The organism is Rhodococcus sp. BS-15 (assembly GCF_000813105.1).
In the GTDB taxonomy this organism is placed as follows: domain Bacteria; phylum Actinomycetota; class Actinomycetes; order Mycobacteriales; family Mycobacteriaceae; genus Rhodococcoides.
The window spans coordinates 1-23,253 of sequence record NZ_BAOX01000052.1; the positions used below are offsets into that span (position 1 = coordinate 1).

The window sequence follows — 23,253 nt, forward strand, 5'->3', positions numbered from 1 at the left end:
GGCGCGACCTCGAGCACGTCGGGTGCCGACACCCCGCCCGTCGACGGCGTGGATTTCGTTGCGGTCGAACCGAACACCGAGGACGCCGTCGTGATACCCGAGGGTCACGAGCAGGCCGTCGTGATCCGCTGGGGCGATCCGGTGGTCGAGGGCGCTCCGGCGTTCGACTTCGACAACCAGACCGGTGCGGCGCAGGCGATGCAGTTCGGCTTCAACAACGACTTCGCTGGCCTGCTGCCGGTGGAGGGCACCCCGAACGCCTTCCTGCTGGTGGTCAATCACGAGTACACCACCGAGCCGGCGATGTTCAAGGGCTACGACGAGGAGAACCCGACGCGCGAGCAGTTCGACGTAGCGCTCGCCGCGCACGGTCTGACGGTGGTTCAGGTTCAGGGCGAGGGTAACTCGGGCAAGCTCACCCCAGCGATGGGCCAGTACAACCGTCGTATCACCGGCACCACGGAATTCGTCGTCACCGGCCCCGCCGCGGGCAGCGACTTCCTCAAGACCAGCACCGACCCGACGGGTACTCGCGTGCTCGGCACGTTCAACAATTGCTCGGGCGGTCTGACGCCGTGGGGCACAGTGCTCTCCGGCGAGGAGAACTTCAACCAGTACTTCGGCAATGCGGAGTCGGTCACCGAGACCGTCGCTGCAGACCGGCTCGCCCGCTATGGCATCGAGGGTGCCGCCAGCGATCGCAAGTGGGAGACCTTCGACAAGCGCTTCGACCTTGCACAGGAACCCAACGAGCCCAACCGATTCGGGTACATCGTCGAGGTCAACCCGTGGGATCCGCAGTCGGCTCCGATCAAGCACAGTGCGCTGGGACGCTTCAAGCACGAGGCCGCCACCATCTACGTCACCGACGACGGCACCGTCGTCGCCTACAGCGGCGACGACGAGCGCTTCGACTACATGTACAAGTTCGTCTCGAGCCGCAAGATGATGCCCGGCACCGGTGCAGCCGCGATGCGAAACAATCTGACGCTGCTGGACGCGGGCACGCTGTACGTCGCAACGCTCACCGGCGACTCCCCGGACGAGATCGACGGCTCCGGCACCCTTCCCGCCAGCGGCGAGTTCAAGGGCACCGGAACGTGGATTCCGTTGCTGCGCACCAACGAGGACGGCCGCGGCGAGTCCATGGTCGACGGCATGAACGCCGAGGAGGTCGCGGTGTTCACCCGCCTGGCCGGCGACAAGGTGGGCGCCACCAAGATGGACCGTCCGGAGGACTTCGAGCCCAACCCGGTGACCGGCAAGGTCTACGTCGCGTTGACGAACAACTCCAACCGAGGCACCGAGGGCAAGGCAGCCGCCGACGAGGCCAACCCCCGCAACACCAACAAGAACGGCCAGGTGCTCGAGATCGAAGACGACCACGCGGGCACGTCCTTCACCTGGAACCTGCTGCTGGTGTGCGGTGACCCGAACGAGGCCGACACGTACTTCGGCGGCTTCGACAAGAGCCAGGTCAGCCCCATCTCGTGCCCGGACAACCTGGCGTTCGACTCGAAGGGCAACCTGTGGGTCTCCACCGACGGCAACGCCCTCGACTCCAACGACGGCCTGTTCGCCGTGGTGCTCGACGGGCCACGCCGAGGTGAGACCCGTCAGTTCCTGACGGTTCCCGCCGGCGGCGAGACCTGCGGTCCCATCGTCTCCGACGAGCGGGTCGTGGTGTGTGTGCAGCACCCGGGCGAAAGCGACGACGCCACCGCCGACGCACCGATCTCGCATTGGCCCGACGGCGGCGACACCCAGCCGCGGCCCTCCGTCGTCGCAGTGTGGAAGTCGGCGTAGCAGTTCAGGATCGACAGTGAACCGAAGGCGCCCGTAGTCGAAGACACTCGACTGCGGGCGCTTTCGCGCTACCGGAGTGGTTGCGAGACGTACAGGTAGACGGGCGTCACCACCGAGCGAGTGCGCGCAGCGATTCGGGTGTGCCCGCATAGTGATTGATGTCGGTACGCCCGTCGATTCCGGGAATCGTGCCGCGGTCGGTGAACTGCCAGAACAGCCAGTTCGTCCAGCCTCCGGGCAGCGGCCCCAGCTCGTCGTTGTAGTCGGCGATCCACAACGGATAGTTGTTGAACTCGTGGGTGTCGGCCATCGCTGTCCGCCAGAAGTTCGGATAGGTGTAGATGATCGGCTGACGTCCGGTCAGCGTCTGGACGGTATCGAGGTACCGGTGCGTCCAGTCGATCACCTCGGCCGGCGACCTCCCCTTCGCATCTTCGAGGTCGAGCACCGGCGGCAGATCACCCGGACCGTTGATGCCCAGCACCAGTGCCGAGTAGTACGCGCCCTGCAACTCGGGTGAGAGCGTCACATCGGCGTAGTGGTACGCCCCGCGCGCCACGTTCGCCGTGCGCATGACGACGGAGTCCTCGACGAAGTACGGGTTGACGTAATCCAGACCCTCGGTGGCCTTGACCATCGCGAATCCGTGGCCTGCAGCCTTGACGGCGTGCCAATCGATCGCGGTGCCGTCGATGTGTTGCCACGACGAGACGTCCGGGCCCTGCGGAACGGCCGACGCGATGCCGGGCGCAGCACAGGCGATGACACCGGCCGAGAACAATCCGAACAGGGCACGCGACGTGCGGGAGAAGACCACTCGGGTGAGATTAGGGGCCCGGACCTGGGCACTCAATGGTGAACAGTCACTAATGCGTTCTGTCCACAGACGTGGTTGAGTCCTCGGTAATGAGACGTGGGTAACACTCACGCCGCCGGCAGCGACATACCCAGAGTCGGCACGAACAAACCCAATGGAAACACGAACTACATCTCTTGGCTCGGAGGCGCACCCATGACTGTCGTGAACGATCTATCGCATCTGGCTCTCACGGAACTCGACCCGTCCGACTACGCGGTGCCGACCATCGCGCCGATCCGAACCACCGGAGACCTCGATCCCGTGTTCTGCATCCACCCCTTGGTGGGCCTGGTCGATTGCTACGCGGGCCTGGCAGCCCACGTCGACGACGACCGCCCCATCTACGGCGTCCAGGTACCCGCGTCCGGTGAGCGTGCCGAGTCCCTCGCAGCATTGGCGGCGCAGTACGCCGACGACATCGTTCGCATCCAGACCGACGGCACCGTCCACCTCCTGGGCATGTCGTTCGGTGGAGTTCTCGCCCACGCCATCGCCGTCGAACTGCAGAACCGGGGCGTCACCGTCGGCGCACTGACGTTGCTCGACAGTGACCCTGTCCGGGCCCGCGCCGAGAGTGCCGATCTCCTCGGAGCCATGGGCGACGAGATCGATCGCAGCCACGTCGAGGAACTGCTCGCCGTGGCGTCGCACAACGACGAACTGGTTCAGCGCCACCTGCCCGGCATCTACTTCGGCAACGTCCTCGCCGTCTCGTCCCTCGGTACCGATTCCGGTTCCGCGTGGCACCCCTTCGTCTGCGGCACCGTCGCCAAGTACCTCGTGCCCGACGCCACCTCGTTCGACGTCGTCGGCCCCCTCGTCGACAGCTACCTCGGCTGACCTTTCTCGCTACCCCAGCCAGTCCAGCACGGCCGCGGCCGTCCAGGATTGCTGCATGCTGCCGAGCGGCTTGCCGGTGAACGGCTCGTAATACTCGGCGAAGCTGCCGTCGCTGGCCTGGCGCAAGCCTTCGTCTCGCAACGACAGTGACCGCTCCGACCACCCACGACGCGCGAACGCCCACGAGAACAGCCACGTCATCACCGGCCATACCGGGCCGCGCCAGTACTCACGGGCACGGAAGTCCTTCGACACCGGGGACGTGGATGGCGGAACCGCGTACCGCAGATCCGGATGCCCGCAGAACCGGGTGCCCTCGAAAAGCCGAATCAGGTTGCGTTCCTGTTCGCGGGGCAGTCCGCCGCACAGCAACGGTGCGAACATCGCGATGGTCTCGGTGCCGATCCATTGGCCCGTCCGCAGATCGAAGTCACGGGCCCCACCGGAGCGCGCGTCCGTCGTCGCGATGACTCCCTTGCGGAACTTCTCCGCCCACGACCGCAGCTCCCGAACATCGGAGTGGGGACGCGAATGGTCTTCGCCGATGGTCGCGAGCACATCGCATGCCACCGCGAAGATGGCGCTGACGAACACATCCTCGACGGCGAAGCTCATCTTCGTCTTCAATGCATCGTCGTCGTACCCGACCTGCTTCATCTCCTCCACCAGCCAGATGTAGCGGTCGTACTCGAGATTGCTGGGCCGCTGGGAGGAATCGGAGATCACCGCCTTGTCCTCTCGGAAATACGGATCCATCTCTCCGGGAACCACATTCGCGTAGGCCGAATCCCAACGTGGCGAATTGTCCATCCCCGACTCCCAGCCGTGGAAGACCGCGATTCGTCCGTTGTCGTCGACATCGCGGGCCTGGGCGAGCCATCGATGCCACCGCACCAGATCACCCCAGCGGCGATCGAGAAACTCCTCGGCGACGGCACGCGTCGTACGTCCGTGGCGCTTGGAGTGATCGAGGATGCGCTGCACCGCGATCGCGTGGACCGGCGGTTGGGTGATCCCCGAGGTCTGCGGGCTCATCGGTGCGTGCGACGCGAGCGTGCCGGTGGCCCACCGCGCAGGCCCGGGGAAGTAGCCGTCGACACCGTTGGCGAAAACGATGTGCGGAATCATCCCGTTCTTCCACTGCGCGGAGAGCAAGGTGTCCATTTCCACCACGGCCCGCTCCACGCTCAGCGGAGCCAGCCCCACGGAGACGAACGCCGCATCCCAGCTCCACATGTGCGGATACAGCCGCGGGGCCGCGCTGGTCATGGTGCCCAGGTCGTTACCCCTGAGCAGATATGCCGCGCGCGCCGCCAGCTGCGTGGAAGTGAAACCTCGATCGCCCATGCATATAGTTTGCGTCCGCGCGCGCGATTCCGCTTGTTTCGATTGCGGACCGAACCTGTCCTCGATTGTTCCTAGTGTGGGTTTCACCAGCCCACCCAGGAGGAAACAATGACCACCGAGAACACCGACATCACCAAGATGCTCGACGAACAGCGCGCGAATTTCCTCATCACCGTCCGCGGAATCGACGACGAGCAGGCGCGCGCCCGCACAACCGCCAGCGAACTGACCCTCGGCGGGCTGCTGCATCACGTGATCAACAACGAACGGCACTGGATGAAGGTGATCGCCGATCTCGACGACACAGCCGAGTTCGACATGGAATCCGCCGGCGGCGAGTACGTCATGGCGGACGACGAAACCGTGGCGGGGTTGATCGCCGAATGGGAAGAGCTGGCAAGCGCTACCTCGGCTGCGTTGGAGATCTTGGACCTCGACCTGTCCGTCCCGGTCCCGACGGCACCCTGGGCACCCGAACGCATCTGGCAGAGCGCACGATTCACGGTGCTGCACATCCTGCGCGAGATCTCCCAGCACGCGGGACATGCCGACATCATTCGCGAAGAACTCGACGGAGCGAACACCACCCAGACCTGGGCGGCCGCGGCGGGGATGAGCTTCTAGCTAACCTGGCTTCATGACTCGTACTGCGTTGGTGACCGGAGCAAGCCGTGGCCTCGGAGCCCACATCGCCAGACTGCTCGCCCCGGATCACCACGTCCTGCTCGGCGGACGATCGGCCGAGTCTCTCGAGCCGATTGCGTCGGAGCTGGCAGGGGCTACCCCGTGGCCGGTGGAACTGACCGATCCCGACGCGGTGGCGGCGGCCGCATCGGGCATCGATTCTCTGGACGTGTTGGTGCACAACGCCGGAGTCGCGGCACTGGGCACCGTCGAGGAGTCGACGGCGGAGGACTGGCGGCGACAGTACGAGGTGAACGTCATCGCCGTCGTCGAGCTGACTCGGCTGCTCCTACCGGCGCTGCGAAAGGCGAACGGTCATGTGGTGCTGATCAATTCGGGTGCCGGCATTCGCGCGAACCCGGGTTGGGGTGGCTACGCGGCGAGCAAGTTCGCGCTACGGGCCTTCGGAGATGCCCTGCGACTCGAGGAGCCGACGCTTCGCGTGACCTCGATCCATCCCGGACGAATCGACACCGAGATGCAGCGCGAGATCGTTGCCCATGAGGGTGGGGAGTACGACGGCTCGAAGTTCTTGCAGCCCAGCACCGTTGCCCGTGCAGTACGCAACGCCATCGATACCCCCGCCGACGCTCACCCGACAGAGTTGGTGCTGCGCACCAGGTGAGCGGAACTTCGTAGTGGGGGTCGAGTTTCCGTTCACGACAAGGGGTTTGGCGTTGGACTGGTCGACCCCGCTGCGCTCGCCAAGCTCGGCGGCCATTCACTACGCGCCGGGTTGGTAACGCAAGGCACCCGCAATGGTGCCGACGGATCCGCCATCGCGCGCCAGACCGGACACGCCAGCCTCGACTCCGTGGAGGTATACCGCTGTGAACACGCCCCCCTGTTAGGCAACGCGGTCAATGAGATCGGGCTGTAGTTACAAGGTCGGCCACACCAGCACGGGCGAGGACACTGCTGATTCTTTGCTGCTGTTAGCCGCCCACACCCGAATGATGTGCCCTCCTGGGGGCAGTCCCGCGAGTTTGACAACTTGCGTTGTTTCGCGAACGACCTTGTTAGATTGGGAGAGGGTTCGTCCTTGCTCGTCGGTCACCGACACGGTCACAGCCTGTGGCCAGACTGGGCAGGAGATGCCGAGGGTGACAGGTTCAGATGCGTTCGCAATTTCTGGAACTGACACCGCGATCTCCGTTGAGACAGCCGTTTTGAATGTGACCGGTTGGGAAGTTGTAATTGCCTCGATCTCGTCGAGTGCTGCGCGGTTCACTTGGAGGCTGCCGTGCTTCTCGGCGACGCGTCTGAGGGTATTGTCATCCAACTGTCGGCCTTTGGGGATGGATGCGGCGGAAACCGTACCGTCGCCGCCATGGTCTGCGCCTTGTAAGAGGTCGTGCACCGCGAACGAATCTCCGTGGACCGAGATCGATGCCGCAGTCGATTGCTTGGTACCGACTATGGCGTGAACCATCGGATCGGTGCCCAGCCCCTGTTCAGCCTTCTCGAGTTCGCGGTAGAAAGCCATGCCGTCATCGATGGCGTTGGAATGCACTCCAGGTAGGTCGTGCCCTTCGATGGTCTCCAGAACCCCTCCGCGGTCCAAACATGCATAGGACGGCAGCAGCTGGTGGGCGGACGGTAGATCAGCCACCGCTGAGTGCAGGTCTACACCAACCCTTCCCAGAGCTGGAAGGGGGCCATTCGCAAGAGTTGCAACAGCTTTCAGTGATCCGCGAAACGGGGTTCCGAGAGTTATTAGCTTACGAGTAACCTCCGCCCCTCCCTCGACTGCGATGTACCACCGGGCCACCAGTCCCCCCATTGAATGGCAGATGAAGATGACTTGGGCATCTCGATTGTCGGGTGATGCCTCACGCCACCGACCCAGCGATGTCTCCACGGCTGCCTTCAAGCGGCGGGCGTTGTAGCGGTTCGACAACCGCCAGTCGTACGGGAAGAGCACTAAGTTGCAAGCCGGACTTTCGGCACCGGCGGCTCTGCGAAAGCCGACGCGCTCCAGTCTGGTGACGAGGGCTCCGTAACCCTGGACTGGGGACCACAGACCAGGCACAAGATGTATGTTGCCCATAAGTTCTATCGCGTCCACGCCATCTTCAGGATGGTCGTCCTTAAGGCCCGCCGGCACACGAAGGTAGTCGATATTGCGGCTGAGATGGACAATCGAGCTTGTCATGGGACCAATTTTGTTGGACCAGAATGGCTTTCCATCCTTTGCCAGCGTGCTCCCCATGATGCCCGGGATGACTACGACTAGGTCCTTGATTGTCATTCCTCACTCTCACGGAAGAGTCGAACTAGCTGCGCGAACTCCGGGTGTGAGGAACCTAGGCGAACCGCTGCGGCGATCAGCGGGTCGATACGGCTGGGCGCAAGGTCGCTGACGAGCTGGGTAAGTTCCCTGGCTTGTTGTAGGTGGCCCTTGCCGACGAGAAATGCACTGAAGAAAAACGACGCGACCGCGGCAACCTCAGCATTGATCGCCTCCTCGGACTGGAGGTTGAGTAGCAGTTGTGTCGCCCGTGCCAAAGTTGGCTCGTCATACCCGGAGACGATCCGCTCGAGAACGGACTGCGCGCCGTCTGGATCGTGTGTGACTTCGACAACGGCAGTATGCAGATCGTGCTCCGACAACCGGACCAGGAAGGACGCGGTTTGCGCAGACTTGTCGTTGGCCTCTGCGCGGACACGAAGCTGCTGTAACACGTTGGGCGAGCGTAGTTGTTCGCCGTCGGTTCCTAGCAGTTCGAGCTGCATGTCTAGATCTGAAGCGACAAAACTCTCGGCGATGTCGGAGGCTATCGGATTCTGGTAGGCAGCGGTGATTCCGTGCTCGGCAGCTGCAGTTCGAATCACTCTAAGCTCCACCACTCGCTCAGGACGGATTCCCAGGTAGGCCTCCTCGACGATTGCCTCGAAGGTGGGTTCCAGAAGGTACGGATGGCGGAGCAGATACTCGCGACCTTCGCTGTGGGTGTCCGACGATCCCCACTGCATCGCTGACCTCAACAGGTCTCGGTTGACGGTCAACCAGAAAGGCGGTGTAGCATCTGTGTCCTGTGTCCAGACGGCGTCGAAAAAGATCGATGCCGAGCTTCGTTTGCGGCGCGCGAGCGCCCTCAAACCGAATTTCAGTTGGGGGTCCAGCTCTCCCAGAGCATCGAGCCCTCTGTTGATCCACGTCGGAACGAATCGATGAAGGTCGGGCAGTCGATTAACCACTGCACCCATCAATAGTGCGCGCTGGACGCCGTCGAGTGGCTCCATCATTCGATCGACGTACGCAGGTATGGGCAGCTGCGGATCATCCTCGATCGCATCGGTCGCGAGAAACGCGAGCACCTCGCCGCATGTGTCGATGTTGGCGGGAGTCAGCTCGGGGATACGTCCGTAACAGTCCAAAGCCTTCAAGCTGACGCGATAGCACCAGCTCGGTGTTGTGGGACAGCGAAACTCAGGCGAGCATGCGTTCCAAGAGCGGAGGCTAGTTCTATCTCGAACGCACGGTCTGTGCCAGCGAGCTGGGTGAATAGTTCTACAGCGCGGCGGCTGATGTCGACGCCTGCCTCGAACTCTTGTCTCGTCCCGTGTACGGCCGCAAGATTGCGTAGGGCGGTGGCGTAGTCGGATTCGGTGACGCGTCCGCTTGATTCAAGAGCGGACACCACGCGTTCTGAGAACTCCAGCTTTAGGTCTACATCGCTGACGCAAACGGTGGCCTGCACGAGTGCGTATATGAGCGCATTGGCGATCAGGACCGCGTCAACTCGTCTACTTTGTGCAAGCTCGTCGCAAAGCTGGACAGCCACTGTGGAAGTTGTCGATGCGTCCTCCCGATTGTGTGCTGCGAGCTGCAGTATCGACAACTGAGCCATGGTTCGCACAACGTCTATCTCATACCGGGAGTTGGCGCTCGCCAGTGTGACGTACAGATCACGGGCTTCCTCAGCACTCGCTACGGCCTCGTCTGCTCTGTTGACATGTGCCAGCCGGTCAGCGTAATTGACCAGCACACGAGCCAGATCGCCGAGGTGGCCGCTGCCATGGTCGGCCATCGCACGATAGATCGCCAGGGCTTCCTCTGTGTGTTCGATAGCTGAGCGATGCTGACTCAGTCGGCTCAAACAGTTGGCATGATTGTCGAGAATCATCGCGAGACTCCCGACAAGCATTGGATTCAACCCGGTAATTCTCCGGGCCAACTGGATAGCCTCGGCACCGCGGTCGGCAGCTGCACTGACCGCCCCAAGATTTAGAAGGATTGCGCAATAGTTGTTGAGCGCACCTAGGAGCTGGGAGCGTTCTGACAAGGCGGGACGTTCGGTTGCTCGGAGGGTGGAAATAGCCTCCGACATCAACTGAAGCGCGCGCTCACCATCACCGAGCTCGTACAACCGGTTCGCAAAGTCGTTCTTCAACCCAGCTAGCTTCGCTGCCGGTACAGACTCCTGCGTTGCTTGATCGACAAGTTGGAATGCCTCCTCAGTTACCGAGAGTCCTATTCTGAGATCACCTGTCGCGGCTAAGTGACTGCCAAGATTGCTGAGCGACTCTGCGAGCGCGAGACGGTCCCGGACTCTGTTCCGCAGTTCGAATACTCGCCTCAAGCTGTCGACGGATTGCTGGCTAGCGCCTACGGCGTTCGAGTCACGGCCAGCAGCGCTGTATGCAAGTGCTAAGACATTCAGTGTGATGCCCAACCTGAAATGGCTTTCGTTGCCGCCGCGATCGACGAACTCTCTCTCCAAGTCGACAACACGCTCCGCCACCCTCACCGCGGCCGTGGACTGGCCCGCGTCCATCAAGGTCGTCGCGTAGTTGTGGACAACGGCTGCGTAGTCGGGGAGGAGCTCGCGGTTTTCAAGAATGAGGTTCTCGTAGGTCCTGACTGCGATGCCAGATGCCTCCAGCGCACGATCGATCTGTCCATCTGCTTGTAGACACAGCGCTAAGTGTGCGTGAGCCTGCCCGAACAGTGGGCGAGGAACCTCGTTGTCTCTTTTGTCGCGCAGCATTGAGACTGTTTGCTGCGCAAGCTCGGTCGCTCGTTTCACGTCTCCTGAATCTCGAGCGTTGATCGACGAACCCAGCGTGAGATACTCGAGGAGCCCATCTTGTTCTCGGATCACTCGCGGATAGTCGCGCACCATATCCAGACCCGGCCCACCAGCACGCATGATGTACTGCCCGAGATACCGAGCTAGATGTGTCGGGTTATTTGCGCCCCGCAACGCTTCGGATGTAGAGGCTTCGCCGATCAAGACGCGTGCAACCTGGAGTTCAACTTCCCCGGGTTCGTGATCGATGAGTGCCTTGAACCGGAAATGGTCGGCGATGAAGGGGTGCGCACAGCGATAGACGGCGGTTCCGTGTTCTGAGTCTTCAACGACGTACTTGCCAAATGCAGAGAGAAGCCAGTCAATATCGTCGCGAACGAACTTGCGAGTCTGGCTTGTGCCGTTGGCAACAGCGATCCACTCTGTTTCGGGGAATCCTGCCCCCAACCCCCACTGCAGCGCTGCGAACAGATGGTTTGCATCCTCGACCGGACGCTCTGAAAGCTGATGCGGATCCGAGACCGATTGCTCGACGACGATGCTGTCAAGGCTGTCGTCGACAGATGTCGCCAGTAGCACCTCCCAGCCACGCTGAGAGGTGTCGATCGGGGCCTCCGCTAAGTGGTCACAGACGAGTTCAGCTAGTAGGTAGGGCGGCGGATTCTGTTCGCCGCCGATCCTTCGAAGCTCGTCGGCCACATCCGAGGCATTCATAGTTTCGGCCACATCGGACAATCGGTCGACCACGGACTGAGTCAGAGAAGCCCAACCCGACGCTCGATGGTGTGTTTCGTCGAGGTCGAGGACCCTGTCCTGGGACGTGAGAACGTCCGTGATGTCCAGCGGAACTGATGTCGGCGTGGCATCGGGATCAGAGATCCCCCCGCGATCGCCAGTCAGTTGGCCCGCCTTCGTCGAGACTGTCGATCGGCGCGCGGTCACCAGGATCGTCGCAAAGTCGCTCAGTGGGGATAGGAGTCGATCGATTACGCCAGTGAGCTGGGAGGGTGTCTCATCCAAGCCTTCCACGCCGATGATTGGGATGTGAGGTCCGTTCAACGGTGGTGCCGACAGGGCCATTCGTTCCAATGCGCCGATCAACTCGAAGGCGTTCCGCGGATTGCTCAGAGGCTCCAGTACACCTGACGCTATGAGTTGTTCGTCGATCCGTTCAGCAATTGCGTTGTGATTCAATCCGATCGCACTCACATAGGCATAGGGAGTCTGAGCGATTTGCAAAGATCCATCTTCTGCATCATCCGGTTGACCGTGCTGGACCAAGGAGTAGGCAAGAAGAGCTGATTTGCCACAGCCCGGACTTCCAGTGATCACGAAGATCCCTGTTTCGCGTTGGTTGACCCAGGATTGGACAATGCCCACTTCGGCTGTCCTGCCTGTGAAATGCCGCACCGCAGCGCCGTCGATGATCTCCTGCATGATCATCGCGGACGCCGCAGGTGACCATAGTGGGTTCTTGAACGTTGGCAGCGCACTACCCGCCGTGGCGAAGTGGGGGATAGGCCCGTGGGACGAGTCGTCCCATTGTTTGATCAGCGCGTCGCAGAGATCGTCGCCACGGATGAATTCACTGTGTACGTTCCAGCGACGTCGAAGGATGTCTGCGTGCTTTCCTACTGGGTCTGGCCCGCTTGTCAACAGATCGGCTAGCGCAGGCCCAAGGGTCTGTTCGCGGGCGGTTTCATTCGCTGCACACGAGGTCAGAACCCCTACCCAATTCGATTCGCTTGCCGTTCCGTGGCTGGTGAACAGGTCATCGACCTTGATAGAGATGCCCAGAGCAGAGCCCGAGTGGCACGTATCGAGGACGCAAAGGATTTGATGTGCGCCTGTCAGTACGCAATGCGACGCTACTGACACGGGGTCAAAGCCGGAAGCGATGTCGTTGCTGCTGTCACCGACCAGTAGTCGCACGCGTGAGCCGTCTGGGATGCCATGCCCGGACCACATCACAAAGACGGTGCCGCCGTCGGCGGAGTACTTTCCCTTGGAGGCTGCTAGCGCGCTGCGAACATCGACTTCTCGTGCGTCGGCAAGGACTTGTGTTTCGAAGTGGTCGCCCACGAGATCGGCGACCCTGGTTACCTCCGCAACTGATCGCGTTAGATCCGCGAGCTCATGGTCGTCGTAGCGGTCCGTTCCGATTCCAATGAACAGTGCTGGACCAGTCGCCACATTCCGCCCTCTCGTCCGACCTAAATTAGCGTAAGCGCATCGTCTGCCTCTGAATCGGCCTCGAAGTTGCGTGCAACCACCCCGCTGAACTCGTCGCTCAGAGGTCGTCGAGTTTCACTATCCCGTCTTGCAGAGCCCTGGCGACGAGTGCCGCCTTGGTCGGCGCAGCCCGACCGACTCGGGAGTACTTGTCTCGAATTCGAGTCAGGTGGGTATTGACGGTACCCAGCGCAATGTGGAGGCGAGCACCGACTTCGACTTTGGAGTCGCAGTTCAACCAGACCTTCAGGACTACAACTTCACGCTCGGTCAGTCCAGGTGACGAGTACGTCGGCGCTGGTCGTGGGCTCTGAACCTGCACCGTCGCGAGAGTGGAGCGGGCGACGGGCGGCCTCGGGCCGAGGGGGTTACGCACAGTCCTGGGCATTGCGGCGCGCGTCTGGACTCGGGTTCGATGATCGATCGACACCATCTAGGCCTCCTAGAGATACCGGCCTTGGGGCCGACAGAATCTGACCACGACTCTTGAATCCCTTGCAACACAATCTAGTTCGAGAAGACCGTCTATTTCAGTGCTCTATCTACACCCACATTTAGTTTCGACTACAATGTGCGGGCTCGATCACCGAATTGCTATAGTTCCTGATCCATTCAGGTGCTGTGCAGTCCAGTGAAGGCGGTTGACGTTGAACCCTAGGCCTGTCCCGCGCGAACAATTTCTCCATGCCGGATACCGGCTCCTCAACGAATTGGACATGACCGATCTCGCACGGTCGCTATCCATCTCGGCGGTCGTCGACGGTGCTGGGCTGTCGCATCAGACGTTCCACAACACCTACCCTGGCAACTCCCGCAGCGGAGGTTCCGGCGGCAAAGAGGCGTTTGTCGCGGATCTGCTCGACAACCTCACCGTGAATTACGGCGGCACTGCACCCACCGACCCGCCTGCCGGGCTGCTCGATGCGGCCGCACCGGTGTCCGCCCTGTTCGACGACCTGACTTCCGGCCTGATGCGGCGACGCCTGATCGCCACCTTGCTCGCTACCGACCACGACGGGGCCCGCAAAGCCGTCACCCCCGAATTCGAACGACTGGATGCCGACCTGCGCACCAAGGTGGGCCAGGCAATCCAAGCTCAGGGCGGGTCCGTCCGCCAACCTATGTCACTGACCTCCCTCTCCACTGTTCTCGGAGCTCTGCTGGACGGACTCGCACTACGAGAGATGCTGACTCCCGGTTCCTTCTCCGGGGACGACATCGCCGCAACGACCACCTCGATCCTGCGGTGGGCGATCGATCCACTGCATTCCGATCGACAGGTGCCCGACCCTGAACCGGCATATCCTCCCGACGACGCCGACGCGCTACGGCCGGACCTCGAGGCCGACGTGATCACCGCAACCGAAGCTCTGTTCGTCGACAACGGCTACTTTCTCGTCACACTCGCCGATATCGCGGCGGCCGCACGTCTGCGAGCCGACGACCTTCGACGGCTGTTCCCCAGCAAAGTCGACATCATCGTCGCCGCGCTGAAACCGAAGTTCGATCGAGTCCTGCGATTGCGTCGAGCCGATGAGCGTCTCGGCATCGAACCCGCTATTGCATTGCGCCGCACACTGATCGAGGTGGGCGAATTCGTGATCGACAACCGAGCCATGAGTTCCGGGATGCTGCTCGCCTTGAGCTTCGAGCAGTTTCAGCAACCCAACACCGTCACCACAGTTCTGGAAAACCTCTACCTCCCATCTGCGGTTATTCCGATCCTCGAACGGGGGCGCGAAGCGGGCGTGTTCAGCGATGAAGCACCGACGATCGAGGCGGCGATCATGCTGACCAACAACGTCCTGTTTCGATGCTTGACGCGGCCGACCGAAACGGCAATCGACGTTGCCGACGGCGTTCTCCGACTGCTCATGCCCGGCATCGCAACAAGGACCCCATAAGGGTGCCGCACCACCGCGCCCATGCCTGCGGCGTGGCGAGGTGAGTGTGACCGAAATCGATCCCATGCACTGGGATCGACTGGCACGACTGTCGCAGCACCTGCTCGACGACATCGAAGTCGGATCCGGAGACCACGGCACCTGGTATGTCAGTCGCGATATCGAGGCCGCGTTGCTTCGACGCACAGTCCTGGGATCCGAACCACAGATTGTTGTCGGTGAAGCCGGGCACGGAAAATCGACACTGCTGTGGTCGCTGCACCGAGCGTTGCAGAAGCAGGGGCTCCATCCGCTGCTGGTCTCTGCCACCTGGCTCCATCCTGGCGACGACGGCATTCGTACAGCCTCGACCGCCGAGATCGTCGCCGCCATCACCGGTCGACCGGGCGCGATACTGTTGCTCGACACCGCGGACCTGATGCTGCACAGCCGCTCTGCCCGCCACGACATCATCGACCTGGTCACAGTGCTCGCTCGGACGGCAGTCCCCGTAGTTCTGACGACCAGGCCGCTCGAAGGGCAAAGCCTTCCCGCGAACCTGGGGCACAAAATCACCCTCGGGCCGTTCTCCTCGAACTCCGAACTGCCGACCGCAATCGAGGCCTTGACCGTCGAATTCATCGCCGACGACTCGGTGATGCCTACGAATCCGGTGTCGGCGATCCAATCAGCCCTGGCCCGGGGCGCACTCGTAGACGACGTGTGCACCAGCCCCTTGCTGCTCAGGCTGCTCTTCTCGTTGTCGGCACCACATTTCCCTCAACTGGAACTCGACGTCACCGGCCTCTACAACCTGTTCTGGTCTCGCCGTATCGTCAGCGATCACCGCTCCGGACCCGAGGTACCGGCCGAGGACTCCGATGACCTCTCTGCCAGTGCCGGATTTCTTGCGATCGCCATGCTGGCGTTGGGAACACCCGAACCGCCCGTCGACGTCGTCGTTCGTCGCGCGGCGCAGGTCGCCGCATCGGTGGACCATGCGTACGACGACGTGGTCCTGCGCAGACATGTACGGGCACTGACCCGGCGCGGCGTACTGGTCACAACCGACAATCGTGCCCGATTTCTCCATCAGACGTTCTTCGAGTTCGCCGCCGCCAAGGGGCTCGCCAACAGGGGGGCCGAAGACGAACTCCCGAGATTGACAGCTCGTGTCGCACAGACGCCCGACGATCTGTTCGTCGGTGCCGTGGTCGAACAAACCTTGATCATCCTGGGATCAGATCTGCTGGCCAGACCCGCCGTCCGCGCAAGCTGTCAGACCCTCATCCGCACCGGGCTTCCGTATCCCATCTCGATTGCCATGACCGTGTGGGCGCATCACCCGGCACTACTCGAGCTCACCCCTGACATGTTCGCTGCGGTCGCCGATGACCAGCTGCGTCGATACCTGACGACGCTGCCCTTGCTGGACTCACGTCAATTCGCCGAGCGTGCACGAGATTTCGGCAACCGTCTCGACATCATTCCCAGGGGAACAGGAACGGGAACATTTCACGAAATTCTGTCGCCTCACGACGGCTCGGTTCATCCGCCGGATTCGCGGGTGCCCGAAGAACTCACCGCGTACCAAGAGCGCCTCGTTCGCGCTCTGCAACGCCTGGAGGCACGGCGGGGTGATCTCGAACGCGCCACAGATGAGGCCTACCGTTCGATTCGACGCGCCGCCGGTAGCAAAGACGACGATCAGCTCGGCCGCACCTTGTTCAGCATTTCCCGATCTGCGTTCTATCGGCTGAAAGCCGGTTCCAGTTGGAGCGCACCTGGAAAGAAGCTCTGCGCCGACATCGATGCGCACGGAGACACCATCGGCGAGCGCTTCGACCTTTCACGGTTGCACGACTCCTATGTGGCCGCGGCTCAGGAGGCGGACGATGCCCGCCATGCCAGGGATGGGCGCGGCGGATCCGCAGGTCAATGATGTTCGTCGCCAGTTCCGAGTTTCTCGAGAAGTCGAACAAGCACGCCGCGCGATCGGATCACACAGTCCCCACGTGATTCCCGTTCACCGCCCGGCCGGCGGTGGACTTGATCGAAAGGTCACGCCTTGAACTCAGCAGATCTGCACGAGCCCGCACATGCCGCGCTCCGACTTGTCCAATCCATCGCTCTCTCGGTACCTGCGTATCGCCGTCTGCTCCACGAGAACGGGATCGAGGTCGACTCGATCGCAACGATGACCGACCTGACGCAGCTACCGACCACATCGAAGGACAACTACCGCCGACCGAACACCCTCGTCGATCTGCAATCCGGGCAGCCCGAAGATGTCGAAACCATCGCCAGTAGTGCCGGATCGTCGGGCACCCCGACCTTTTGGTCACGCGGGCAACGCAGCACCGAACACGGAGCAGCCATGTTCGGAGACGTGCTGAGGGAATGTGCCGACACGGAACACCGAGCGACCCTGGCACTCGTGACGTTTCCCCTCGGACCGTACATCGGGGGTGCATTCATGTACGCAATGCTGCTCGAGCTCCGCAAACGTGGCCACCGACTGTCGATAGCGACTCCGGGCATGGACCCTGACGTCATCGCGAACGTGGTGTCCGAGGCCGCAGACGGGTACCAGCAGATAGTGATCTTCGCGTACCCGCCGATCGCGCGGGATCTCCTCGACACCCACGGCGACCTGCTTCGTCGACACGACGTCGTCATAATCGTCGGCGGCGAACCCGTCAGTGAAGCGTGGCGCTCCCTCGTCCACGACATGCTGGGCGACAAAGACGGAGACCGTGTACGAGTGGTGTACGGGGCAACCGACGTCGGATTCGTCGGATACGAAACGGCCGCCACGATCGCCATACGGGCGGCGGCAGCACATGACTCGGCCATGAATCGCGCGATATTCGGCACCGAGTACGCCGAAGGAGATGTCGTGCAGCAACCCGCCTTCGTGCAATACCAGCCCGAATTCACCTACATCGAAGTCGACTCCGAGGGCTACCTGCTCTTCACCGTCGGCGGCGTACTACCGCTCGTGCGCTACCGGGTGAACGACAGGGGTGAAACCCTCGTCGGCAGCGCCGTCCGCGAGCGACTGGCCGACGCCGGCCATCCCGCTCTGGCGGAAGGTATCGACCCGAATGCCCACTACCTCTTGGTTTTCGGACGTACGGACGTCGCTGCGATCTACAGTGCCGTCAACATCTACCCCGACTACTTGCGACCGGCAGTCGAACACATCTCCCTGGCGACGCGGTTGACCGGACGGTTCATCGCCCGCTGCGAGACAGACAGCGAACAGCGTCAAACACTGACCCTCGACGTCGAGCTTCGCCCCCAACAACAGCCCGACCCGGAGACAGTCGAACAGGTTCGACAGCTTTCCATCGCCAGCCTCCGACAATTGAGCGCCGAGTACCGCATCGTTCACGATCAGAAAGGCCGAGAGGCAGAACCCGTAGTACACCTGAGGCCGTTCCGATCGGACGGTTTCGTCACCGGCGGAAAGCAGAAGTCGGTCGAGTAAGCGCTTCCGCGCCGTCGTGCGTCGCAGGTCTGGAACTTCGACAGCGGAAGCCCTACGGTTGTTTCATGGCACTGTCGAAGGCAGAACGCAAGAATTTCTGGCCGAGTCTCACGTCGCCGCGCTGTCCGTCTCCGCGGGTCCTGATCGTGGTCCGTTGACCGTCCCCATCTGGTACGACTACACCCCCGGCTCCCAGGCGTGGGTCCTCACCGGCGAGACGTCCAAGAAGGCCGAACTCATCAGGGCTGCACAGCGTTTCACGCTCATGATCGAACAGTCGAATCCGACCATCAGATACGTATCCGTCGAGGGTCCGGTCACTCGCGAGGAACCGTGCACCCCAGACCTTCTGCGCGTCATGGCTGCCCGCTATCTGCCACCGGAGAAGGTCGACGGCTATCTCGAGATGGCCGAGAGCGAGCACGAGGAAAGCGTGGTGTTCTACCTGCAGCCGGAGCATTGGCTGTCGGCCGATCTGGGCGCGATCTGAAAGACCACGCGGGTTCGTACTACGGAGTCGGTGCCAGGCTGTTTCCGGGTGGGATGGTTCCGCAGTTGCTGCGCGTCGGCCCACCGGCAAATCGCTCTGTCAGAAACTGCAGACTCTGCGCCTCGAACACCGGAAATGCTTCGCTGTGCGTCAAGCCGTCGTACTGTGCGTACTGCACATCGACGCCCCGGCCGCAGTATGCGTACGCCAGCCCCTGCACGTCGCCGGTGATCATGACGGTGTCGCCGATCGGATCGGCGTGCCCGACAGCCAGGAACATCGGCGTCCGCGGCGTGCCCTGGCTACCCATGATGTTGTCGTCGATCGCCGCCACCACCTCGGGTACGTCCAGCAGCGAGTTGTACGGGGCCCTGACCATCGAGGCGTCGGTGAGTGTCGGGTAGTCGTCGGCGAACTGAGCGATGCACTCCTGATCGACCTGATCGATCACCTCGAGGCCGTAGTCGGAGATGAAACTGTTCAGGTCGAGGCCGTATGCACGTTCGTAGGCGACGATCAGTGCCGGGATGACACCCGCCCACTGCTTGTTGCCGCTGACGTACGGCAGGTTGTGAGCCAGGTCGACCGGTAGCCCGCCGGCCGCCACACCCACGAGATTCAGCTCGGGTGCGTACTCGGGGGCAATTTCGGCACCCCACTGCGTCGGCACGGATCCGCCGGAGTACCCGACCATGCCGACGGGCGTGCTCGACGGAAGCTGCAGGAAGGACTGAGCCGCACGAATGCCGTCCAGCGCTGCGTAGCCCGACTGCCGCCCGATCGTCCACTCGAGCTCCTCACCCTCGTAATCCGGCACGACGACGGTGTAGCCGGCTGCGAGGTAGCCGGCGATGACCGCCTGTTCCGCACCGGCAATGGGACTCGTGGACCCGCCGCTGAGGGTGTACGAGGGATTGCACTGAGAGCCGAGGGCGTCGTAGGCCATGTGGTACGAGACGATCCGCGTCGGCCCGGGGACCAAGGGCCGCAGCACGGTGGCGACCGTGACGACGCCGTCGCCCTGCTGGTCGGTAGTGCTGTACAGCACCTGGCTACCCGTGATCGGCGTCGGCTGGGCCGGCGTTCGGAACGTCATGGGCCTCGACCGCAGCACCGTCCCTGGGGAGACGTCCAGGCCGCCGTCCCAATCGTAGAACGGATCGTCGGCAGGTATCGGTGAGCCGGGTCCCGGATCCGCCTGTGCAACAGGCACACTCACGAAAATCGCGGACCCGAGAAGTAGAACGACGGAGGCCACCAGCCTCACCGCAAACCCTCTACCAGCCTGTGACATGGAACAATTAAACCCCCGCGAACTCGAAGTTGTGGACGGAAATCGCCGGATTTTCATCCATAACTTCGAGTTCGGCGGAGGCGAGAGCTACTTCAGAACGATGTTCACCATTCGACCCGGGATCACGATGATCTTGGTCGGGGCCTTGCCGTCGAGCAGGGCCACGATTTTCTCCTCGGCCAATGCAGTTTTCTCGACGTCGTCCTTCGTCGCGTCGGCAGGCACGGTGATGCGGCTGCGGACCTTGCCGTTGACCTGGATGGGGTAGTCGACGGTATCGGCGACGAGCCACTTCTTCTCCACGCGCGGGAAAGGCCCGTGCGCCAACGACTTCTCGTGACCCAGCTTGCTCCACAGTTCCTCGGACAGGTGCGGCGCCAGCGGAGCGAGCATCAGGATCAGCGGCTCGACCACCCCACGCGGCGCACCGTCCGGGTACGCCTTGGTGATGTGATTGGTCAGCTCGATCAGCTTGGCACCGGCCGTATTGTCGCGCAGCGCAGCGTAATCCGCGTGCACGCCGTCGATCACGCGGTTGAGCACCCGCAGCGTGTCCTCGGTCGGCTTGTCGTCGGTGACGCGAACCTCGCCGGTCACCTCGTCGAGCGCCAGTCGCCACACACGCTGCAGGAACCGCTGCGCGCCGACGACGTCCTTCGTCGCCCACGGCCGCGAGGTGTCCAGCGGGCCCATCGACATTTCGTAAACGCGCAGGGTGTCGGCACCGTATTCGGCGAAGATCTCGTCGGGGGAGACCGAGTTCTTCAGGGACTTACCCATTTTCCCGTACTCACGGTTGACGGGCTGATCCTGATAGAAGTAGCCGCCGTCGCGCTCGACGACCTCGGCCGCGGGTACATAGACCCCGCGCGCGTCGGTGTACGCATACGCCTGGATGTAGCCCTGGTTGTACAGCCGACGGTACGGCTCGCTCGAACTGACATGACCCAGATCGAAGAGCACCTTGTGCCAGAAGCGCGAGTACAGCAGGTGCAACACCGCATGCTCGACGCCACCCACGTAGAGATCGACACCGCCTGGATCGTGGGGCCCGTGGATCTCCGGACGCGGCCCGACCCAGTACTTCTCGTTCTCCGGGTCCGCAAAGGCCTCGGAGTTGGTGGGGTCGATGTAGCGCAGCTGGTACCAGGAACTACCGGCCCACTGCGGCATGACGTTGGTGTCGCGGGTGTAGGTCTGCAACCCGTCGCCCAGATCGAGCTCCACGTTCACCCATTCGGCGGCCTTCGCCAGTGGCGGGGACGGCTCGGAGCCCGCGTCGTCCGGGTCGAACGAGACCGGTGCGTAGTTCTCGACCTCCGGAAGTTCCACCGGCAGAGCAGAATCCGGCAGGCCGTGCGGGTTGCCCTCGGAGTCCCAGACGATCGGGAACGGCTCGCCCCAGTAGCGCTGGCGAGCGAACAGCCAGTCGCGCAGCTTGTACTGAATGGTGCCGCGGCCGGTGCCGTCGGCTTCCAGTCGCGCGATGACGGCGGCCTTGGCCTCGTCCACCGGCAGACCGTCCAGGAAGTCGGAGTTCACCAGCTCACCGTCGCCGACGTATGCCGCCTCGGTGACGTCTCCGCCCGAGATGACCTCGCGCACAGGCAGACCGAACGCGGTGGCGAACTCCCAGTCGCGCGCGTCGTGTCCTGGTACGGCCATGATCGCGCCGGTGCCGTAGCCGGTCAGCACGTAGTCGGCGATGAACACCGGCACCTGCTCACCGTTGACCGGGTTCTTCACGTAGGCACCGATGAAGACGCCGGTCTTCTCCTTGTTCTCCTGCCGCTCGAGATCGGACTTGGCGGCGATCGAAGCGCGATATGCAGCAACGGCTTTCGCGGGGGTGGCGGCCCCGCCGGTCCACTTGTCGGAAACGTCCGAAGGCCACTCGGGAGCAACCAACCCGTCGACCAGTTGGTGCTCCGGGGCGAGCACCACGTAGGTGGCACCGAACAGCGTGTCCGGGCGGGTGGTGAACACCTCGATGTTCGAGAACGAGACCTGCGCACCGCGCGAGCGCCCGATCCAGTTGCGCTGCATGGTCTTGACCTTCTCGGGCCAATCCAGGTACTCGAGGTCGTCGACCAGGCGGTCGGAGTACGCGGTGATGCGCATCATCCACTGCCGCAGGTTCTTTCGGAACACCGGGAAGTTGCCGCGATCGCTGCGTCCGTCGGCGGTGACCTCCTCGTTGGCCAACACCGTGCCCAGGCCGGGGCACCAGTTGACCATCGAGTTGGACTCGTACACCAGACGGAAGCCGTCGATCACCTCGCGGCGTTCACCGACGGTCAGCGTCTCCCAGGAGCGACCGTCGTCCAACTGACGCGCACCGGAAGCAAATGCCGCCTCCAGTTCCGCGATGGGCCGCGCTTTGCCGAGGTCCGCGTCGAACCACGAGTTGAAGATCTGCAGGAAGATCCACTGCGTCCAGTGATAGAAGTCGACGTCCGTCGTCGCCAGGGACCGTCGGCGATCGTGCCCCAGACCCAGCCGACGCAGTTGGCGTCGCATGTTGGTGATGTTGTCCTCGGTGGTGCTGCGCGGGTGCGTGCCCGTCTGCACGGCGTACTGCTCGGCCGGCAGACCGAACGCGTCGTAGCCCAGCGCATGCAGCACGTTACGACCCTGCATGCGGTGATACCGCGCGAAGACGTCGGTGGCGATGTAGCCGAGGGGATGACCGACATGCAGCCCACTGCCCGACGGATACGGGAACATGTCCTGGACGAACAGCTTGTCCTTCGGGACGTCTCCGGCGAGGGTTCCGACCGGGTTGGGAGCGTCGAAAGTGCCCTGCGTCTCCCACAGGTCCTGCCACTGCTCCTCGATGTGCCCGGCGAGTTCGGCTGTGTAGCGGTACTCGGGGGCGGACTCGGTGGATGCTTCAACGGAATCGGTCACACCTACCAGCCTAAAGTGTGACGCGGCCCGCCTGGTACCAGGACCTCGCTGCGCCGTATCCTGGCCAGGTGGTCATCGTCTCGGTTGTGTTGTTCGTGCTCGCCCTCGTCGTCGGCGCTGTCGCTGTCGCGTCGCTGCTGGGCCGGCTCCCACGTAACCGTTTCGCCGGTGTCCGCACCGCCGAGGCCATGCGTGACGACGAAACGTTCATCCTCGCCAACCGCGTTGCCGGTCCCACCACCGCCGCATCGGCCTTGGTGTTGGCCATCGGCGCAGTGGCCGCACTCGCATTGAGCGGCATCGCCGCCGTCGTCGGCGTCGTCGTAGCCCTCGTGGCCGCCCTGTTCATCGCCGCAGCCGGCGGATCCATCGGGGCACG

At 62.8% G+C, this 23,253-nt stretch carries 16 protein-coding genes and 2 pseudogenes; 10 read left to right on the top strand and 8 right to left on the bottom strand.

All coding sequences use genetic code 11. From position 1 onward, the window contains the following. Positions 1-1,806: PhoX family phosphatase (locus RHBS_RS09035; RefSeq protein WP_145977492.1), on the top strand; the 1,806-nt coding region annotated here is incomplete at its 5' end. Between the two features lie 106 nt (positions 1,807-1,912). On the opposite strand, the gene RHBS_RS09040 is transcribed toward RHBS_RS09035, so the two are convergent. After that, positions 1,913-2,623, bottom strand: coding sequence for a glycoside hydrolase family 25 protein (locus RHBS_RS09040; RefSeq protein ID WP_121871599.1), 711 nt, complete (start codon positions 2,621-2,623; stop codon positions 1,913-1,915). Between the two features lie 195 nt (positions 2,624-2,818). On the opposite strand from RHBS_RS09040, the gene RHBS_RS09045 reads away from it, so the two are divergent. Then, a complete protein-coding gene (locus RHBS_RS09045) occupies positions 2,819-3,505 on the top strand; it encodes a thioesterase domain-containing protein (RefSeq protein WP_121871600.1) in 687 nt (228 codons plus the stop codon). Between the two features lie 9 nt (positions 3,506-3,514). Here the strand turns inward: RHBS_RS09045 and RHBS_RS09050 are convergent, their stop codons facing one another. After that, the gene (locus RHBS_RS09050; RefSeq protein ID WP_121871601.1) at positions 3,515-4,852 is read right to left on the bottom strand and encodes an amylo-alpha-1,6-glucosidase; all 1,338 of its coding nucleotides are present in this window, start codon (positions 4,850-4,852) and stop codon (positions 3,515-3,517) included. Between the two features lie 108 nt (positions 4,853-4,960). On the opposite strand from RHBS_RS09050, the gene RHBS_RS09055 reads away from it, so the two are divergent. The 3 genes and pseudogenes from RHBS_RS09055 to RHBS_RS30380 all read left to right on the top strand — a co-directional run. Beyond that, the gene (locus RHBS_RS09055) at positions 4,961-5,476 is read left to right on the top strand and encodes a DinB family protein (protein WP_121871602.1); all 516 of its coding nucleotides are present in this window, start codon (positions 4,961-4,963) and stop codon (positions 5,474-5,476) included. A 13-nt stretch (positions 5,477-5,489) separates the two neighbouring features. Further along, positions 5,490-6,161, top strand: a complete 672-nt coding sequence (locus RHBS_RS09060; RefSeq protein WP_121871603.1) for an SDR family oxidoreductase — start codon at positions 5,490-5,492, stop codon at positions 6,159-6,161. A gap of 63 nt (positions 6,162-6,224) precedes the next feature. After that, positions 6,225-6,416, top strand: a pseudogene (locus RHBS_RS30380) (integrase); the annotation flags it as partial. Here the strand turns inward: RHBS_RS30380 and RHBS_RS09070 are convergent. The 4 genes from RHBS_RS09070 to RHBS_RS09085 form a co-directional block, all read right to left on the bottom strand. Then, on the bottom strand, positions 6,417-7,787 hold the full coding sequence (locus RHBS_RS09070; protein ID WP_121871604.1) for a triacylglycerol lipase: 1,371 nt from the start codon (positions 7,785-7,787) through the stop codon (positions 6,417-6,419). It lies immediately after the preceding pseudogene. After that, a complete protein-coding gene (locus RHBS_RS09075) occupies positions 7,784-8,857 on the bottom strand; it encodes a hypothetical protein (protein ID WP_187298425.1) in 1,074 nt (357 codons plus the stop codon). Before RHBS_RS09075 ends, RHBS_RS09070 begins: the two co-directional genes overlap by 4 nt. A gap of 65 nt (positions 8,858-8,922) precedes the next feature. Continuing rightward, positions 8,923-12,654: a tetratricopeptide repeat protein gene (locus RHBS_RS09080; protein WP_128645389.1), complete on the bottom strand. Its 3,732-nt coding sequence runs from the start codon at positions 12,652-12,654 to the stop codon at positions 8,923-8,925. Positions 12,655-12,862: 208 nt separating this feature from the next. After that, positions 12,863-13,237, bottom strand: a complete 375-nt coding sequence (locus RHBS_RS09085) for a LuxR C-terminal-related transcriptional regulator (RefSeq protein WP_121871606.1) — start codon at positions 13,235-13,237, stop codon at positions 12,863-12,865. Positions 13,238-13,520: 283 nt separating this feature from the next. Between RHBS_RS09085 and RHBS_RS09090 the strand changes: the two genes are divergently transcribed. The 4 genes and pseudogenes from RHBS_RS09090 to RHBS_RS09105 all read left to right on the top strand — a co-directional run bounded on the left by RHBS_RS09090 (position 13,521) and on the right by RHBS_RS09105 (position 18,670). Then, positions 13,521-14,708, top strand: coding sequence for a TetR family transcriptional regulator (locus RHBS_RS09090; RefSeq protein ID WP_121871607.1), 1,188 nt, complete (start codon positions 13,521-13,523; stop codon positions 14,706-14,708). Between the two features lie 40 nt (positions 14,709-14,748). Then, positions 14,749-16,629 carry an ATP-binding protein gene (locus RHBS_RS09095; RefSeq protein WP_128645390.1) on the top strand — a complete coding sequence of 627 codons (1,881 nt, stop codon included), beginning with the start codon at positions 14,749-14,751 and terminating at the stop codon, positions 16,627-16,629. Positions 16,630-16,755: 126 nt separating this feature from the next. Next, the gene (locus RHBS_RS09100; RefSeq protein ID WP_121871609.1) at positions 16,756-18,180 is read left to right on the top strand and encodes a phenylacetate--CoA ligase family protein; all 1,425 of its coding nucleotides are present in this window, start codon (positions 16,756-16,758) and stop codon (positions 18,178-18,180) included. A gap of 65 nt (positions 18,181-18,245) precedes the next feature. Then, positions 18,246-18,670: pseudogene (locus tag RHBS_RS09105) on the top strand (pyridoxamine 5'-phosphate oxidase family protein). Between the two features lie 19 nt (positions 18,671-18,689). Here the strand turns inward: RHBS_RS09105 and RHBS_RS09110 are convergent. Beyond that, on the bottom strand, positions 18,690-19,964 hold the full coding sequence (locus tag RHBS_RS09110; protein ID WP_121871611.1) for a lipase family protein: 1,275 nt from the start codon (positions 19,962-19,964) through the stop codon (positions 18,690-18,692). Positions 19,965-20,051: 87 nt separating this feature from the next. Continuing rightward, a complete protein-coding gene (leuS, locus tag RHBS_RS09115) occupies positions 20,052-22,874 on the bottom strand; it encodes a leucine--tRNA ligase (RefSeq protein ID WP_121871612.1) in 2,823 nt (940 codons plus the stop codon). 68 nt (positions 22,875-22,942) lie between these two features. Here leuS and RHBS_RS09120 point away from each other — a divergent pair. Further along, the coding region (locus tag RHBS_RS09120) for an SdpI family protein (protein WP_237669123.1) at positions 22,943-23,253 on the top strand (311 nt) is incomplete at its 3' end.

Excerpts from the sequence above, each read along its gene's own strand:
- RHBS_RS09045 (WP_121871600.1), top strand. The coding sequence starts at position 2,819 with ATGACTGTCGTGAACGATCTATCGCATCTGGCTCTCACGGAACTCGAC.
- RHBS_RS09050 (WP_121871601.1), bottom strand. The coding sequence starts at position 4,852 with ATGGGCGATCGAGGTTTCACTTCCACGCAGCTGGCGGCGCGCGCGGCA.
- RHBS_RS09055 (WP_121871602.1), top strand. The coding sequence starts at position 4,961 with ATGACCACCGAGAACACCGACATCACCAAGATGCTCGACGAACAGCGC.
- RHBS_RS09060 (WP_121871603.1), top strand. The coding sequence starts at position 5,490 with ATGACTCGTACTGCGTTGGTGACCGGAGCAAGCCGTGGCCTCGGAGCC.
- RHBS_RS09070 (WP_121871604.1), bottom strand. The coding sequence starts at position 7,787 with ATGACAATCAAGGACCTAGTCGTAGTCATCCCGGGCATCATGGGGAGC.
- RHBS_RS09085 (WP_121871606.1), bottom strand. The coding sequence starts at position 13,237 with ATGGTGTCGATCGATCATCGAACCCGAGTCCAGACGCGCGCCGCAATG.
- RHBS_RS09090 (WP_121871607.1), top strand. The coding sequence starts at position 13,521 with ATGACCGATCTCGCACGGTCGCTATCCATCTCGGCGGTCGTCGACGGT.
- RHBS_RS09110 (WP_121871611.1), bottom strand. The coding sequence starts at position 19,964 with ATGTCACAGGCTGGTAGAGGGTTTGCGGTGAGGCTGGTGGCCTCCGTC.